11 protein-coding genes and 3 tRNA genes are annotated in these 15,293 nt (G+C 63.8%); 9 read left to right on the top strand and 5 right to left on the bottom strand.

Translation table 11 applies throughout. The annotated features are described in order from the left end of the window. Nucleotides 1-30 precede the first annotated feature (30 nt). Nucleotides 31-2,403 carry a phosphoenolpyruvate synthase gene (gene ppsA, locus OUZ49_RS04075; protein WP_266148697.1) on the bottom strand — a complete coding sequence of 791 codons (2,373 nt, stop codon included), beginning with the start codon at nucleotides 2,401-2,403 and terminating at the stop codon, nucleotides 31-33. 233 nt (nucleotides 2,404-2,636) lie between these two features. On the opposite strand from ppsA, the gene ppsR reads away from it, so the two are divergent. Then, nucleotides 2,637-3,452 (top strand): posphoenolpyruvate synthetase regulatory kinase/phosphorylase PpsR, encoded by an 816-nt coding sequence (ppsR, locus tag OUZ49_RS04080; protein WP_266148698.1) that lies wholly within the window; start codon nucleotides 2,637-2,639, stop codon nucleotides 3,450-3,452. A 30-nt stretch (nucleotides 3,453-3,482) separates the two neighbouring features. Further along, complete coding sequence (locus OUZ49_RS04085) at nucleotides 3,483-3,974, top strand: DUF1249 domain-containing protein (RefSeq protein ID WP_266148699.1); 492 nt, start codon at nucleotides 3,483-3,485, stop codon at nucleotides 3,972-3,974. A gap of 129 nt (nucleotides 3,975-4,103) precedes the next feature. Here OUZ49_RS04085 and OUZ49_RS04090 read toward each other — a convergent pair. The 3 genes from OUZ49_RS04090 to OUZ49_RS04100 form a co-directional block, all read right to left on the bottom strand. Next, nucleotides 4,104-4,180 (bottom strand) — tRNA-Asp (locus OUZ49_RS04090). A 33-nt stretch (nucleotides 4,181-4,213) separates the two neighbouring features. Then, nucleotides 4,214-4,289 (bottom strand) — tRNA-Glu (locus OUZ49_RS04095). Between the two features lie 13 nt (nucleotides 4,290-4,302). Continuing rightward, nucleotides 4,303-4,378: transfer RNA gene (locus OUZ49_RS04100), tRNA-Ala, on the bottom strand. Nucleotides 4,379-4,595: 217 nt separating this feature from the next. Between OUZ49_RS04100 and OUZ49_RS04105 the strand changes: the two genes are divergently transcribed. The 5 genes from OUZ49_RS04105 (at nucleotide 4,596) to OUZ49_RS04125 (ending at nucleotide 9,760) form a co-directional block, all read left to right on the top strand. Next, a complete protein-coding gene (locus OUZ49_RS04105; protein WP_266148700.1) occupies nucleotides 4,596-6,365 on the top strand; it encodes a cation:proton antiporter in 1,770 nt (589 codons plus the stop codon). Nucleotides 6,366-6,585: 220 nt separating this feature from the next. After that, nucleotides 6,586-7,365, top strand: a complete 780-nt coding sequence (locus OUZ49_RS04110; protein WP_266148701.1) for an FKBP-type peptidyl-prolyl cis-trans isomerase — start codon at nucleotides 6,586-6,588, stop codon at nucleotides 7,363-7,365. A 195-nt stretch (nucleotides 7,366-7,560) separates the two neighbouring features. Next, a complete protein-coding gene (locus OUZ49_RS04115) occupies nucleotides 7,561-8,898 on the top strand; it encodes a UDP-glucose dehydrogenase family protein (protein WP_266148702.1) in 1,338 nt (445 codons plus the stop codon). A 2-nt stretch (nucleotides 8,899-8,900) separates the two neighbouring features. Further along, a complete protein-coding gene (locus OUZ49_RS04120) occupies nucleotides 8,901-9,119 on the top strand; it encodes a SlyX family protein (RefSeq protein WP_266148703.1) in 219 nt (72 codons plus the stop codon). Nucleotides 9,120-9,163: 44 nt separating this feature from the next. Further along, nucleotides 9,164-9,760 carry a DUF2058 domain-containing protein gene (locus OUZ49_RS04125; RefSeq protein WP_266148704.1) on the top strand — a complete coding sequence of 199 codons (597 nt, stop codon included), beginning with the start codon at nucleotides 9,164-9,166 and terminating at the stop codon, nucleotides 9,758-9,760. 81 nt (nucleotides 9,761-9,841) lie between these two features. Here OUZ49_RS04125 and OUZ49_RS04130 read toward each other — a convergent pair whose 3' ends face one another. Beyond that, complete coding sequence (locus tag OUZ49_RS04130; RefSeq protein WP_266149365.1) at nucleotides 9,842-11,941, bottom strand: 3-hydroxyacyl-CoA dehydrogenase NAD-binding domain-containing protein; 2,100 nt, start codon at nucleotides 11,939-11,941, stop codon at nucleotides 9,842-9,844. A gap of 205 nt (nucleotides 11,942-12,146) precedes the next feature. Here OUZ49_RS04130 and OUZ49_RS04135 point away from each other — a divergent pair, with 205 nt between their 5' ends. After that, nucleotides 12,147-12,641, top strand: a complete 495-nt coding sequence (locus OUZ49_RS04135; protein ID WP_266148705.1) for a hypothetical protein — start codon at nucleotides 12,147-12,149, stop codon at nucleotides 12,639-12,641. Between the two features lies 1 nt (nucleotide 12,642). Then, a complete protein-coding gene (locus OUZ49_RS04140; protein WP_266148706.1) occupies nucleotides 12,643-15,204 on the top strand; it encodes a putative bifunctional diguanylate cyclase/phosphodiesterase in 2,562 nt (853 codons plus the stop codon). The last annotated feature ends 89 nt before the right edge of the window (nucleotides 15,205-15,293 follow it).

Consider the following 15,293-nt stretch of genomic DNA (forward strand, 5'->3'; position numbering starts at 1 on the left):
CCACCGCCCTCTCGAGTCACGACTTCGGTTTTAGGCCGATTTGCGCTTGGCCAGTCGCAGCCAGGTATCGACCACGGTGTCGGGGTTGAGCGACACCGACTCAATGCCCTGGTCCATCAGCCACTCGGCGAGATCCGGATGATCGGATGGGCCCTGGCCGCAGATACCGACGTACTTGCCCTTTTCACGGGCGGTGTGGATCGCCATCGCCAGCAGCTTCTTCACCGCCGGATCGCGCTCGTCGAACAGGTTCGCCACGATGCTGGAGTCGCGGTCCAGGCCCAGGGTGAGCTGGGTGAGGTCGTTGGAGCCGATCGAGAAGCCGTCGAAGATTTCGAGGAACTCTGCGGCGAGCAGGGCGTTCGACGGGACCTCGCACATCATGATGATCTTGAGATCGTGCTCGCCCTGCTTGAGGCCGTTCTTGGCCAGCACCTCGACGACCTTGCGGCCTTCGCCCAGGGTACGCACGAACGGGATCATCACCCAGATATTGTCCAGGCCCATCACTTCGCGCACGCGCTTGACCGCCTTGCACTCCAGCCCGAACGACTCGGCGAAGCCTGGATCGACATAACGGCTGGCGCCGCGGTAGCCGATCATCGGGTTCTCTTCATGCGGCTCGTAGCGCGAACCGCCGATCAGGCCGGCGTACTCGTTCGACTTGAAGTCGGACAGGCGCACGATCACCGGCTTCGGATACACCGAGGCGGCGATGGTGGCGATGCCTTCGGCCAGGCGGTCGACGTAGAACGACACCGGGTCGGCATAGCCGGCCATGCGCTCGTCGATCTTGCGCTTGGTTTCGGCGTCCTGCTTGGCGTATTCCAGCAGGGCCTTCGGATGCACGCCGATGTGGCTGGCGATGATCATTTCCAGGCGCGCCAGGCCGATGCCGGCGTTCGGCAGCATGCCGAAGTCGAACGCGCGCTCCGGGTTGGCCACGTTCATCATGATCTTCAGCGGCGCCTCGGGCATGTCGCCCAGGTCCGCGGTGACGCGCTCAAACTTCAACGCGCCCTGGTAGATCATGCCGGTGTCGCCCTCGGCACAGGACACGGTCACTTCCGCGCCATCGGGAATCACGTCCAGGCCGTTGCCGGTGCCGACCACGGCCGGTACACCTAGTTCGCGGGCGATGATGGCGGCATGGCAGGTGCGGCCACCGCGGTTGGTGACGATGGCGGCGGCGCGCTTCATCACCGGCTCCCAATCGGGGTCGGTCATGTCGGCGATCAACACATCGCCGGTCTGCACCTTGCTCATGTCGGCCAGCGAGCGGATCACGCGGGCCTTGCCGGCACCGATCTTCTGGCCGATGGCGCGGCCCTCGGCAAGCACCTTGCCCTTTTCGTTGAGATGGAAGCGCTCGAGCTGGGTGGCGTGCGCGCGCGACTTCACTGTTTCCGGGCGCGCCTGCACGACATACAGCTTGCCGGTGTTGCCGTCCTTCGCCCACTCGATATCCATCGGGCGGCCGTAATGCTGCTCGATCACCAGGGCCTGCTTGGACAGTTCCTGCACGTCGTCGTCGTTGATGCAGAAGCGGTTGCGCAGCTCGGCCGGGGTTTCCTCGATGCGCACGCGCTCGCCGGGCTTGTCCGAATACACCATGCGCTGCTGCTTGGCGCCGAGGCTGCGACGCAGCACGGCCGGCTTGCCCTGCTTGAGCGTGGGTTTGAACACGTAGAACTCATCCGGATTCACCGCGCCCTGCACGACCATCTCGCCCAGGCCGTAGCTGCCGGTGACGAAGACGACGTCGCGGAAGCCGGACTCGGTGTCCAGCGTGAACAGCACGCCGGAAGCGCCCACGTCCGAGCGCACCATCAGCTGCACGCCAGCGGAAAGGAACACGTCCTCGTGCTTGAAGCCCTGGTGCACGCGGTAGGCAATGGCGCGGTCGTTGTACAGCGAGGCGAAGACTTCCTTCACCTTGTGCAGCACGTCCTCGATGCCGACCACGTTGAGGAAGGTTTCCTGCTGGCCGGCGAACGACGCGTCCGGCAGGTCTTCGGCGGTGGCGGAGGAACGCACGGCCACGGCGATATTGTCCGAGCCGGCGTCCTTGCACAGCTTGATGTAGGCGTCGCGGATGGCCTGGTCGAGCTCGCTCGGCAGCGGCGTCTCGGTAACCCATTCGCGGATTTCCTTGCCTGCCGCGGTCAGCGCCTCGACGTCATCCACGTCCAGCGTCGCCAGACGCGCCTGGATGCGCTTGGCCACGCCGCTCTTGTCGAGGTACTGCTGGAACGCATCGGCGGTGGTGGCGAAACCACCAGGCACGGACACGCCGAGTTTGGCGAGATTGCCGATCATCTCGCCCAGCGACGCATTCTTGCCGCCGACCTTGCCCAGGTCGGTCATGCGCAGCGTGTCGAGCCAAAGCACCAAGTCGTTCAAGGGAGTCTCCTTAAGAGCTCGTGAGTTTTAAAGGTCATCGGTGGCGCGGCTGGCCAGAAACCGGGCTACAAAGAACTGGTATTGTCCGCTGTCGATGGTGCGGAGCACAAGAAGACCATTACGGGCAAAACCCACGCCAGCTGCATACCAGTCAGGCACGAGTCAAGCAAAGACAGGCTTTTCCCGTTGAGCTAAGGTGGAGGCCAGGAACAGTCAGGGACTTCGGGTTAGCCATGCAGCGAACGGTTTTTTTCATCTCCGATTCCACTGGTATTACGGCCGAGACGATCGGCAACAGTATTTTGGCCCAGTTCGAAGGGGTTCAGTTCGAGAAGCACCGCTTGCCCTTTATCGACGACGCCCACAAGGCGGAAGCGGCGGCACTCCGAATCAAGACCCGCTACGCGCAGACCGGGCAGCGGCCGATCGTGGTCAATACCATGGCATCGCGCGATCTGTGCGAAATCGTGGCCGAGAGCGGCGCGCTGATGCTGGACGTGTTCGCGCCGTTCATCGGGCCGCTGGAGGATGAGCTGGGCGCCAAGCGTTCCGGCATGGTGAACCGCTCGCACGGCCTGGTCGACTTCGATAAGTACGAGGCGCGCATCAACGCGACCAACTATGCGCTGTCGCATGACGACGGCCTCGATGTGGACTACGCACAGGCCGACCTGATCCTGGTCGGCGTGTCGCGATCCGGCAAGACGCCCACCTGTCTCTACATGGCCTTGCATTACGGGGTCAGCGCCGCCAACTATCCTCTGACCGACGACGACCTGGACAAGCTGGAACTTCCGGTGAGGCTGCGTCCCTACAAGGACCGCCTTTTCGGTCTCACCATCGATGCGCAACGACTGGCGCAGATCCGCGAACAGCGGCGCGCCAACAGTCGTTATGCAACGCTGGAGCAATGCCGCTGGGAACTTGCGCAGGCGGACAAGCTGATGCGCCGCGAGGGTATTCCCAACCTCAACACCACGCACGTTTCCATCGAGGAAATTGCGAGCAAGATCTTCGACCGCTTCGGTATCGAGCGGACCATGTTCTGAGTTCCGAGCCCCAAGGAGTAGCTACCGCCGATGAGTGCCGTACTGGACAGCCGCAATGCCTTGTTGCCGGGACGCTTTGGTTTCCTGATGGGGCTGTATGCGGAGAACTATCACCGGCTGGCCAAGCTGTTTGCTCCGCAGGAGCTGCCGCCGGGGTTCTACGTATCCAGCGTGGACGATGGGCTCGATGTGCGGTTGCAGATCCAGGAGCGCCATCCGTATACCCTGGAACTCGAGCTCACCTACAACTTCGTCGATGCGCATACGGGGCAGCCGTCGCCATCGGCGCAGCTGCGCATGTATACCGATGCGCATGTGGCCGAAGCACTGCATTGTCATCCCGGGCGCCACCTGTGGCAGGTGCTTGGGCCGTTTCCGCCGGCGCACACGGTGCTGCAGCATCGCCTGCGCATGAACGGCTTCCTCTCGCGCTGGCTGGAATACCTGGCGGAGCAGGGGCATTCGAAGGGGACGCTCGAGCGACTGGAATCCCACCACTCCGGTGGTGACGCTGTTTTGTAGGAGCGCACCCAGTGCGCGAGAGCCTACGGAGCGGTAACGCCGCGGTCGCGCACTGGGTGCGCTCCTACCATGCGGTCGCAGTTTTCTGCAGGCAACAAAAAACCCGCCAATGGCGGGCTCTTCGTAAAGTGGCGGAGCGGACGGGACTCGAACCCGCGACCTCCGGCGTGACAGGCCAGCATTCTAACCGACTGAACTACCGCTCCACATTTTCTTCCAGACGCTTACCAACTCCAACTTGGCGTCCCCACGGGGATTCGAACCCCGGTCGCCACCGTGAAAGGGTGATGTCCTAGGCCTCTAGACGATGGGGACATGTCTAAGTTGTTGGTGGAGCCAGGCGGGATCGAACCGCCGACCTCCTGCATGCCATGCAGGCGCTCTCCCAGCTGAGCTATGGCCCCGTGCCTCTGGAAGCCCGAAAGAATAGGTCGGGATTGGGATTTCGTCAAGCATTCGCTACGAATTTTTTTCAAGAAATTGGCATGAACGAATCACAACAACCAGTTACGTCGAATCATGGGTGATGCGGAACGAGGGCAGGGAAGCTCACTGACGTAAAAAGCTGCTGATCGCGTGCCCGATTGTTAGTCTTGCCCGACGTCCCCACGGGTTTTGTCGATGCACGATCTGCAGTTCATCCAGGATCTTGCCACCGTCATGCTGATCGCAGGCCTGACGACGGTGATCTTCCAGCGTCTGCGTCAGCCGGTCGTGCTTGGATACATCATCGCTGGCGTGCTGGTGGGGCCGTACACGTTTCCCGTCGTCTTCATCCACGACGAGCAATCCATTCGCACCATGTCCGAGCTGGGTGTGATCCTGCTGCTGTTTGCGCTGGGTCTGGAATTCAGCCTAAAGAAGCTGCGCGAGGTCGGTGGCGCGGCCCTGGTGGCGGCCGTATGCGAAATCGTCCTGATGCTCTGGCTGGGCTACGAGATTGGACGCTTCTTCGGCTGGAGCGCGATGGACGCGTTGTTCCTGGGCGCCATGCTGTCGATGTCGTCGACCACCATCATCATGAAGGCTCTGGACGACCTGGGCTTGAAGCGCGAGCGATTCGCCCAGCTGATGTTCGGCATCCTGATCATCGAGGACGTGCTGGCCATCGTCTTGATGGCCTTGCTTACCGGCATTGCCAGCACCGGCGGCCTGGAAGCGAGCGAGGCGATGAGTGCGATCGGGCGACTCACCCTGTTCATGGCGGTGTCGCTGGTGGTGGGCTTGTTGCTGGTGCCGCGCGTGGTCGACTACATCGCCAGCGTGAGCCGCGACGACGTGCTGCTGGTCGCCGTGCTGGGCATTTGCTTCGGTTTCTGCCTGCTAGTCAACGAGATGGGTTACAGCGTTGCGCTAGGCGCATTCCTGATCGGCGCGATCGTGGGTGAAGCGGCCAGCGTGGAGCGCGTCGAGCGCATCATCGGACCGGTGCGCGACATGTTCAGCGCCGTGTTTTTCGTGGCGATTGGCATGCTGATTGATCCGGCCATGCTGGTGGCGTACTGGTTGCCCATCCTTGTGGTCACCGTGGTGGTGGTGGTGGGCAAGGTCCTTACCTGCGGCTTCGGTACGTTCGTGGCGGGCAATGACGCGCGTACCTCCCTGCGCGTCGGCATGGGCCTGGCGCAGATCGGTGAATTCTCGTTCGTGATCGCCTCGCTGGGCCTGACTCTCAAGGTGACCAGCGGCTTTCTCTATCCGGTCGCGGTGGCGGTGTCGGCGATCACCACCTTTCTTACCCCTTACCTCATCCGCGCGGCCGATCCTCTGGCCGGCTTGCTGGGTCGGCGTCTGCCCCATCGATTCACCAGCGTATTTGGCGCCTATACCTACTGGATGAGCAGCCTGAGCCTGGGCGAGCAGGGCGCGGTGGTGATGAAGATGATCCGTCGCCTGGTATGGCACGTGATCATCAACATGATGCTGGTGGTGGCGGCGTTCCTGATCATGTCGTTTCTGTATCGGCGCGGCGTTTTTCACTGGGATTTCCTGGCCGAGCGCCCGCAGATCAAGCGCAGTCTGGCGTGGTCCATTGCTGCACTGGTGTCGTTGCCGATGATCGTCGCCGCTTATCGCAAGGCCTCCGCGCTGGGCATGCTGTTGGCGGAACTGGGCATCCCCGAGCGGGTTGGCGGCGCCTACACCATGCGTCTTCGCGCAATGCTGGCGCGCGTGATTCCGTTGGTGACGATGTGGGTGCTGGGCCTGTTGGTGGCTGCACTGGCCTCGACCATACTGCCGCCGCGCGAGGTGGCCGTCGTGCTGATCCTGATCTTGCTGCTGCTGGTGTGGTTGCTTTGGCGTGGCCTGGTCCGCGTACATGCGCGTTTGCAGGCCGCCTTGCGGGACACCATCGACAAGCCGGGGCGCCCGGATGACGGCCCCGGTTGACCGAGGGCGGGATGACGGTGTCGAAGTCCAGCACGAAGCTTCGTGTAGAAATCGTAAAAAACCGCGTTAGTGCGCCACGTCGTGAACTTTTGATGATATTCGCCGGTCATAGCCCGGCATCGTTGCCAAGACTCAACAAGCGCCGCACAATGCGGGGCCTGCCTCCATCGGGGGGGCTAGTCCGGTAGCGCCGGCATATCCAAATACGAGGGAGTTCCACATGAAGCATTTTCTGCGTCCCACGCTGACGGCGGCCGCGCTGGCTGTTGCACTGGGCCTGACCGCTGGCGTGCACGCACAGGCTGCCAAGCCGGCTGCCGCTGCCCCTGCCGCCGCTCCGGCCGGCACGGTCGACAAGACCAAGGCCAGCTACGTCGTCGGTTGGGATCTGGCGAGCTCGCTGCCGCCGCTGGTCCGTGAAGAAGTGGACCCGGCCACGGTCGCCCGTGCGCTGCAGTCCGCCCTGTCCGGCCAGAAGCCGACCATGAGCGAGGCGGAAGCCAAGCAGGTTCGTGACGCATTCGTGGCCAACCTGCAGGCCAAGGCCAAGGCCGAGTACACCCAGGTCGCCAGCAAGAACAAGACCGAAGGCGACGCCTTCCTGGCCAAGAACAAGACCGCTCCCGGCGTGAAGACCACCGCATCGGGTCTGCAGTACCAGGTGATCAGCCAGGGTACCGGCGCCCGTCCGGGTCCGAGCGACACCGTGCAGGTCACCTATGTCGGCAGCTTCGTCAATGGCGAAGTGTTTGACGATTCGGCCAAGCACGAAGGTGGCGGTCCGGCTTCGATCCCGCTCGCTGGCGTGATTCCGGGCTTCCGTGAAGGCATCCAGCTGATGCAGGTCGGCGGTCATTACAAGTTCTTCATCCCGTCCAACATCGCCTACGGTGCGCAGCCGCAGAACGGCTTCCCGCCGAATGCGACGATCGTGTTCGACGTGAACCTGGTCAAGACCGGTCCGACCCAGGGTGGCGAGCAGCCGGCCGGCGCCAAGTAAGCGCTAGCTGAGCTTCAAGACATGGCAACGGGGCGCGAAGCAATTCGCGCCCCGTTTGCTTTGGTGGGAATCGACTGTCGTGCCTGACGTGAATGAAAGCTGCCGCTGACGCGTTGCGCTGGCCGTAGCGGCAAGCCAGTCGCGCCGCGTGGCCTGCTAGAATCTGCGATCTTGCTTCCAGGAGTTCTCGCGACAATGAAGGTCACCATTTTTGGCACTGGCTATGTGGGTTTGGTCACCGGTGCGTGCCTGGCTGAAATGGGTAACCACGTTGTGTGCGTCGATATCGATGCGGACAAGGTCGAGCGCCTCAAGCGCGGCGAGATTCCTATCTACGAGCCCGGCCTGGAGCCCATCGTCAAGCGCAACCATGCCAGCGGGCAGCTTGATTTCACGACCAGCGCGGAACCAGCCATCGAGCACGGTCAGGTGGCGTTTATCGCCGTGGGTACGCCACCCGACGAGGACGGTAGTGCCGACCTCAGGTATGTGCTGGGCGTTGCACGAACCATAGGCAGGCATCTGGAGCGCTACACGGTCGTCGTCAACAAATCGACCGTGCCGGTCGGCACCGCCGATCGTGTGCGCGAGGCGATTGCGGGCGAGTTGGCGGCGCGTGGCGTTGCGGTCGAGTTTGACGTCGTCTCCAACCCGGAATTCCTCAAGGAAGGCGATGCGGTGGAGGATTGCCTGCGTCCCGATCGCATCATCATCGGCAGCTCCAGCGAGCGCGCGGTGAATGTGTTGCGCAAACTCTACGCACCATTCAACCGCAACCACGAGCGCACGGTGGTGATGGACGAGCGGTCTGCCGAACTGACCAAGTACGCGGCCAACGCCATGCTGGCGACCAAGATCAGCTTCATGAACGAAATCGCCAATATCGCCGAACGGGTGGGCGCCGACGTCGAGCTGGTACGCCAGGGTATCGGCTCTGATCCGCGCATCGGCTACCACTTCATCTACCCGGGCGCCGGTTACGGTGGCTCGTGTTTCCCCAAGGACGTGCAGGCACTGGAGCGAACGGCCCGCGGCGTCGGTTACGACGCGCGCCTGCTCGGTGCCGTCGAAGCCGTCAACCACGACCAGAAGGCCAAACTGTTCGAGCTCATTGCGCGACACTTCGATGGCCAGCTGGCAGGCAAGACGATCGCGCTGTGGGGGCTGGCCTTCAAGCCGAATACGGACGATATGCGCGAGGCCTCCAGTCGCAACCTGATGGAGGCGCTGTGGGCGGCTGGCGCCAAGGTGCGTGCATTCGATCCGGAGGCAGCCAGGGAAACCCATCGCATCTACGGTGATCGCGACGAACTGAGCTTGTGCGATGGTGCTTACCAGGCGCTCGAGGGTGCGGACGTGCTGGCCATCGTCACCGAATGGAAGGCGTTTCGCAGCCCGGACTTCCAGCGCATTCGCACGATGTTGAAGAATCCCGCCATTTTCGATGGCCGCAATCTGTATGACCCCGTCGCCGTCGAGGAAGCCGGGCTGGCCTACTATGGCATCGGCCGCGGCCGTAGCCTGAGGCGCTGACCATGTCCGACGATGTACTGCAGCAACGCTTGAACGAGCTCGAGGTGAGGCTCACCTTCATCGACGACACGGTGAATGCACTGGCCTCGGCGGATGCGGAGCAGTCGGTGCGCATCGCCGCGCTGGAGCGGGCCATTCGCGACTTGCGCAACGAATTGTCGACGGTGCGCCTGTCGCAGGGTCATGATCCGCACAGCGAGCCCCCGCCGCCGCACTATTGATCGCACCACCATCACTTTCAGTACCACGCAAGCGAGTTCCGATCATGGCCGAATCCCTGCGCGATCAGCTGCTCAAGAGCGGCATCGTCAAACAGGTCCGCGAAGAAAAGCGACCGCTGCCACCCCAGGGAGGCAAGCCGCCTTTCCAGAAGCATGCCGGCAAGCCGCCGCAGCACAAGCAGCAAGGCAAGTCGTCGCCATCGCACAAGCCGGCGCAGGGCAAGAGCCAGGAAGAGATCGACCTGGCCAAGGCCTATGCGATCCGCGCGCAGACCGAGGCGAACGAACGCAAGCGTGCCGAGCAGGCGGCAGCCGAAGAGGCTCGCCTTCGTCGTGAGCGCAAGTTGAAGATCCAGCAATTGCTGGAAGGCAAGACGCTCAACAAGGCCGACGTCGATCACGTGCGGCATTTCGAGTACGGCGGCAAGATTCGTCGCGTGCATGTGGACGCCGAACAACTGGCTGCGCTCAACGTGGGCGAGTTGGGCGTGGTGCAGCAGCAGGGGCGTTACCTGCTGGTGGCGCGCGAGATGGCCGAACAGGTGCGAGCCATCGATGCGCATCTGGTGGCGCTGCTGGTTGAGCCCGGCAGCACGCCGGGTGTGGGCGAGGACGGCGTGCCTGACGACCTGATGTGGTGAGCGGCGCCACCAACTGACGTTGTCGCACATGAAAACGCCCGGCGAAAGCCGGGCGTTTTGCTGTTGCGTAGCGTGGCCAGGTCAGGCGTCGGCGGTTTCGGTCTGCATCGTGGCGGTCGACAGATCGAAACCGGCCTGAGCCAACGCAGGCAGGTCCCAGCCGCTCTTCGGGGAGAAGCGTTCGCCGTAGCGCTTGGCCAGCCGCTCCAGCTTGCCCTGCAGCACGGACGCGCCTTCGCTGCGCACGTACTGGATCGGGCCGCCACGGAAGGGCGCGAAGCCGGTGCCAAAGATCACGCCAGCGTCGAGCAGGTCGGCGTCGTCGACCACGCCTTCCGCCAGGCAAGCGACCGCTTCATTGACCATGGGCAGGATCATGCGGTCCTGCAGGTCGGGCGGCAGCACATAGTCGGGATCGACTTCCGGCTTCTGCGGCTTGCCGTCCTGCCATACATACAGGCCCTGGCCGTCCTTCTTGCCGCGCTTGCCGGCTTCGAGCTTTTCTTCCAGTCCTGGCGGCAGTTCGAGGCCGAGGAACGGTGCCAGCTCCTTGCCGACCGATGCGCACACATCCAGGCCCACGGTGTCGGCCAGTTCGATCGGCCCCATCGGCATACCGAACTTCTTCGCTTCCTTGTCCAGCACCGGGCCTGGCACGCCTTCGTTGTAGAGGCGCATGGCTTCGAGCAGGTAAGGCATCAGGATGCGGTTGACGAGGAAGCCGGGCGTGCCCTTGACGGCGACCGGCAACTTGCCGAGCGCCTTGCAGAAGGCAAGTGCGCGCTTCTCGGCGGCGGCATCGAGTTGATCGTGGCGCACCACTTCCACCAGCGGCATCTGCGCCACCGGATTGAAGAAGTGCAGGCCAAGGAATCGCTGTGCTGCTTTCAGGCCGACGCGGAGTTCATCGAGCGGAATGCTCGATGTATTGGTGGCCAGCAACTCATCGGACTGGAATTGCGGTTCGATGATGGCGTAGAGCGCTCGTTTGGCGTCGGCGTTCTCGTAGATCGCTTCGATGGCCAGATCGGCCGTGGCAACGCCCTTGCCATCGACATCGGCGCGCAGTCGACGCGCGGTCGCCTCGATCTTGTCCGCGGTCTTCAGTTTCTTTTCGTAGAACTGCCGCGCACGATCCAGCGCCGGCTGGATGTACTTCATCTCGCGGTCCTGCAGGGTCACTTCGAAACCCTTGAAAGCCGCCCACGCCGCGATATCGCCGCCCATCACGCCGGCGCCCACGACATGCACATGCTTGATGCCGTGCTGTACGCCACTGCCCTGGGCCTTCAGTCGTTCCTGCAGGAAGAAGATGCGGATCAGGTTTTGCGCCGTCGAGGTTTCCGCCAGCTTCGCCACCGAACGTGCCTCCAGCTTCAGCCGCTGCTGGATGCTCGAGCCGCCGCGCTTCCACACATCGATCAGGGCGAACGGTGCCGGGTAATGTTCCTTGCGAACCTTGGCTGCCGTTTGCTTGATGACCATGGGCGCCAGAATCTGCCGCGCCAGCCAGGTATTGCTGGCCCAGGCCTTGGCGCGCAGGGCGATGGGTCGGGCATGCGGGCGACGGAGCAGGGCCCGGGCTTCGGCCAGCAACTCGGCGGGAGGTGCAATGCGGTCCACCACGCCCAGGGCCAGCGCCCGCCGGGCCGACAAGGACTTGCCGGTCAGCATGACCGGCAGTGCCTCGGTGGCGCCGATCAGGCGAGGCAGTCGGGCTGAACCGCCCCAGCCAGGATGGATGCCCAGCATCACCTCGGGCAGGCCGATACGGGTTTTTTCGTCGTCCGCGGCGATGCGTTGGCCGCAGGCCAGGATCAGCTCGGTGCCGCCACCCATGCAGGCGCCGTGAATCGCCGCAACAGTCGGACAGGGCAGGCGCGCCAGCGACTCGTAGACCCGCTGGCCGTTCTCGATGTTCTCGAGCACGCTGCCCTGCTGGGCATAGGTCACGAACTCCTTGATATCGGCGCCGACGGCGAATCCGAAGGGCTTGGCCGAATGGATCAGCACGCCGGCGGGCTTTTCGATCGCCAGCCGCTCCACGATCTGGCCGAGCTCGTCCAGCACGTCGCGCGAGATCGCATTGACGCTGCTGCCCGCGCGATCAAGGGACAGGGTGACGATGCCGCTGTCATCCAGGTTCGTCTTCCAGTGATTGAAGCGCAGTCCTTCGAACATGGGCATGGGGAGGGTGACCGGGAAGGCTTGCACCATACCTTCCCGTAGCGAGGAATGCGAGACGGGCCAAGGGCTCGCCCGGCAATCATGAAGATCCCGTAAACCCGCGACCTGTGCACTGCCGCATGGAATATCGGGCCGAATCCGGCGAGGCTTGCATGCAAGGCTTTGCGAAGGCCTCCAGACCCCTTTAAGTTAGATGGCAATGAGCACACCAAATCCCAAACCAACCATCCAGGCCGGCGCCGAGATCCTCGAGCGCATCCTGGCCGCGCGCTGGAACCTGATCGCGCTCGAGGGCGGTGACGAGGTGGGCTTGATCGACCAGATGCGCTTGTTGGTGCGCCGCAGCGGCCAGGCAATCTATCTGTGGAATCCGGAAAATGGCCTGGGCAATCTGCGTGAAGAGCACAGCGGCCTGCCTGGTTCCCAGCGCCTGAACATCGCCCTGCGTTATGTGCAGCAGAGCAACCACTTCGGTGTCTACCTGCTGCAGCGGCCGCCGCTGCCCCTGGCCATGGGGGACGCCACCTTGCTACGCCAGCTGGCGCGCGCCAACACCGGCCACGTGCGGAGAATCGTCTTGCTCGACCCACCCCAGACCCTGGTCGCAAGCTTCAACGACGTGCTGGTACGCCTGAGCTGCCAGCCCGAGGCGGTTCGACGCCCGCGTCTGCGTGACGGCCGCTGGTTGCTCTGACATGACCCATCCTGCCGGCATCCTGGTCATCGCCGCCCAGCGCGAGCTGCGTCGCCTCCTGTTCGACACCTTTGATCGCGACGGACACTTTGTGGTGCATTCGGCGCGGGACGCCACCCACGCCGGCATTCTGCTTGAGGGTCGGCCGGCACTGGATCTGATCCTGGTGGCATTCGACGGCGACGGGCGTGACGCCCTGGCCGGCATCGAGGTGCTCCGCAGCCTGCCGGCTTGTGCGCAGGCGCCACTGATCGCCGTACTCGACGATCACGCCTTGCTCAAGCCTGCCGTGCTGCCTGCCGGCGTTGCCGACTGGCTGTATGCCTCGCAGGTCGAGCGCGAGTTGCTGGTGCGCTGGCAGCGCCTGCAACGGACGGCGACTGGACCAGGCGTAGCGCAAGGTTCCCGTTCGGAATCGAACGACGGCGACTACCGTTTTGCGTTCGACGAAGTCGATAGCGAGTGGTTGATTGTTGACCCGGTGCGCAGCCGGATCCTGGAATTCAGTCCTGCGCTGGCCCGCCACAGTGGGCTTGCCGACCATGAATTGCGCGGTCGCTCGCTGCAGGAAGTGCTTTCGTTTGCGGATGTCACGACGGAACAGGTCATTGCCGAAGGGTCTCGCCGCTGGTATTCCGGGCGTCGTCGTTCCGCGCGTGGCGTCGATACCGGCGAGGCGAATGCCCGCCCGGTGCGTCATGCCGGGCGCGATGCCGTGGCCCTGGTGTTTCGCAGCGACCGCGCGGGCGTACGCGCGGAGGTGGCGCTTGGCCTGCTGGCGCGCATGTTTGCGTCCGGCAGCGGCGACGAAGGCATCGCCGAAGCGGCTCGTTTGCTCTACGAGGAAATGGCGCTGGACTATGTGGCCGTATGGTCGGGGCGACCGGACGACGGCAGCGCGCCCATCCAGCTGGTGCAGTACTGGCGGGGCGAGGAGCAGGTCTGGCCTGGGCCGCACCTGCAGAGCTCGCTGCGCCTTGTCCTCGCCGGACAGGCCATGCTGCATCAGTCCGATGCCGCGCGCCTGGCCGCGGTGGATCCCTTGCTCGAGCAGTTGGGTTTGAGCGGGTTCGCCGGCTGGCCGCTGCAGGACGAGCGCCGCACGGTCTTGGGTGCCTTGCTGGTCGGCACGCGGCAGCCGTTGCCGGCACTGCCCATCGTCCAGCCCGTGCTGGCCTGTGCCGCCGTGCGCTTTGCCCATGCGTTGGAGCTGCGCCACTCGCGCGAGCAAGGTCGTGCCGAAGGGCTGCTGGATGCGCTTACCGGATTGCCCAATCGACTGCTGTTCAACGACCGTCTCGATACCGTCATTCGCGAGGCCAATCGCACCGGTGAATCGTTCGCCTTGTTGTTCGTCGACCTGGACCGCTTCAAGACCATCAACGACACGCTCGGCCATGCGGTCGGCGACCAGGTGCTGCTGACCACCACGCAACGCCTGCGCGGCAGCGTGCGCGCCTCCGATACGGTGGCGCGGTACGCCGGTGACGAGTTTGTGGTGATTCTCCGCCACATCGTGAAAAGCGAGGACGTGCTGCGCATTGCCGAGAAGATCGTGCAGGTGATGGGTGCGCCGCTGCGCATCGACGATGGCACCGAATTGCAGGTCACGGCTTCGATTGGCGTGAGTTTCTTCCCCGATGATGCCCCTGATGCCGAGACCTTGCTCAAGCACGCGGACGAGGCCATGTATGCGGCCAAGAGCCTGGGACGCAACAACTATCAGATCTTCGAGGGCAGCGCCGAGCAGTCGCAACAGCAGAACCTCGCGCTGAAGTCCGGCCTGCGCCACGCAGAGCACAAGGGCGAATTGCGGGTGTTCTATCAGCCGCAAGTGGATGCGGTGACCGAGGACATCGTCGGCATGGAAGCGCTGGTGCGCTGGGAGCACCCCGAGCTGGGCTTTATCGGTCCGGGCTTCTTCATCCCCCTGGCCGAGGAGACCGGCCTGATCGTGTCGATCGGCGAATGGGTGCTGCGTACGGCCTGTCGTCACGCGCAGGAATGGGAGCGGCGTTTTGGCTTGCGCCTGCGCCTGGGCGTGAACCTGTCGGCGGTGCAGTTGATGCAACCGAACCTGCTGGAGATCGTGGCATCGGCGCTCGACGAGAGCGGGCTGGAAGCAAGCCTGCTGGAAATGGAAGTGACCGAGAGCATCAGCATCAAGGCAGCCCCCAACCTGGTGGAAAACCTGCAGGGCCTGCATCGGCTGGGCTGTCGTATTGCCATCGACGACTTCGGTACCGGCGCCGCTTCGCTGGACTATCTGCGCAAGCTGCCGGCCGACCGCATCAAGATTGACCAAAGCTTCGTCCGCAATATCGGCGTGGATCCCGATGACGAAGCGATCGTGCGCGCCACCATCGAAATGGCCCACCGGCTCAAGCGGGGCGTCGTGGCGGAAGGCGTGGAGCTGGAGCAGCACATGGAGTTCCTGCGTGCCAACCAGTGCGATGAGCTGCAGGGCTTCCTGTTCTGCCGCCCGCTACCGCAGCCTGCGTTTGAAAAGCTCTTGCTCGAACGCCAGCACCTGCTCGCCGGGGTAAGCGGCACCGCCGCCTGACTTGCGCGAACGCGCCTCATCCCCATATGAATAGGTGAGGCGCTGATGCGCCCCGCTTGCCACGCCAGTGGGGGAGGGAGCGGCCATCC

The organism is Dyella halodurans (genome assembly GCF_026283925.1).
Taxonomy (GTDB): domain Bacteria; phylum Pseudomonadota; class Gammaproteobacteria; order Xanthomonadales; family Rhodanobacteraceae; genus Dyella; species Dyella halodurans.

What these genes read in the sequence shown, in the direction of transcription:
- OUZ49_RS04110 (WP_266148701.1), top strand. Translation starts at nt 6,586, where the DNA reads ATGAAGCATTTTCTGCGTCCCACGCTGACGGCGGCCGCGCTGGCTGTT.
- OUZ49_RS04085 (WP_266148699.1), top strand. Translation starts at nt 3,483, where the DNA reads ATGAGTGCCGTACTGGACAGCCGCAATGCCTTGTTGCCGGGACGCTTT.
- OUZ49_RS04105 (WP_266148700.1), top strand. Translation starts at nt 4,596, where the DNA reads ATGCACGATCTGCAGTTCATCCAGGATCTTGCCACCGTCATGCTGATC.
- OUZ49_RS04140 (WP_266148706.1), top strand. Translation starts at nt 12,643, where the DNA reads ATGACCCATCCTGCCGGCATCCTGGTCATCGCCGCCCAGCGCGAGCTG.
- OUZ49_RS04135 (WP_266148705.1), top strand. Translation starts at nt 12,147, where the DNA reads ATGAGCACACCAAATCCCAAACCAACCATCCAGGCCGGCGCCGAGATC.
- OUZ49_RS04115 (WP_266148702.1), top strand. Translation starts at nt 7,561, where the DNA reads ATGAAGGTCACCATTTTTGGCACTGGCTATGTGGGTTTGGTCACCGGT.
- ppsR (WP_266148698.1), top strand. Translation starts at nt 2,637, where the DNA reads ATGCAGCGAACGGTTTTTTTCATCTCCGATTCCACTGGTATTACGGCC.
- OUZ49_RS04120 (WP_266148703.1), top strand. Translation starts at nt 8,901, where the DNA reads ATGTCCGACGATGTACTGCAGCAACGCTTGAACGAGCTCGAGGTGAGG.
- OUZ49_RS04130 (WP_266149365.1), bottom strand. Translation starts at nt 11,941, where the DNA reads ATGTTCGAAGGACTGCGCTTCAATCACTGGAAGACGAACCTGGATGAC.
- OUZ49_RS04125 (WP_266148704.1), top strand. Translation starts at nt 9,164, where the DNA reads ATGGCCGAATCCCTGCGCGATCAGCTGCTCAAGAGCGGCATCGTCAAA.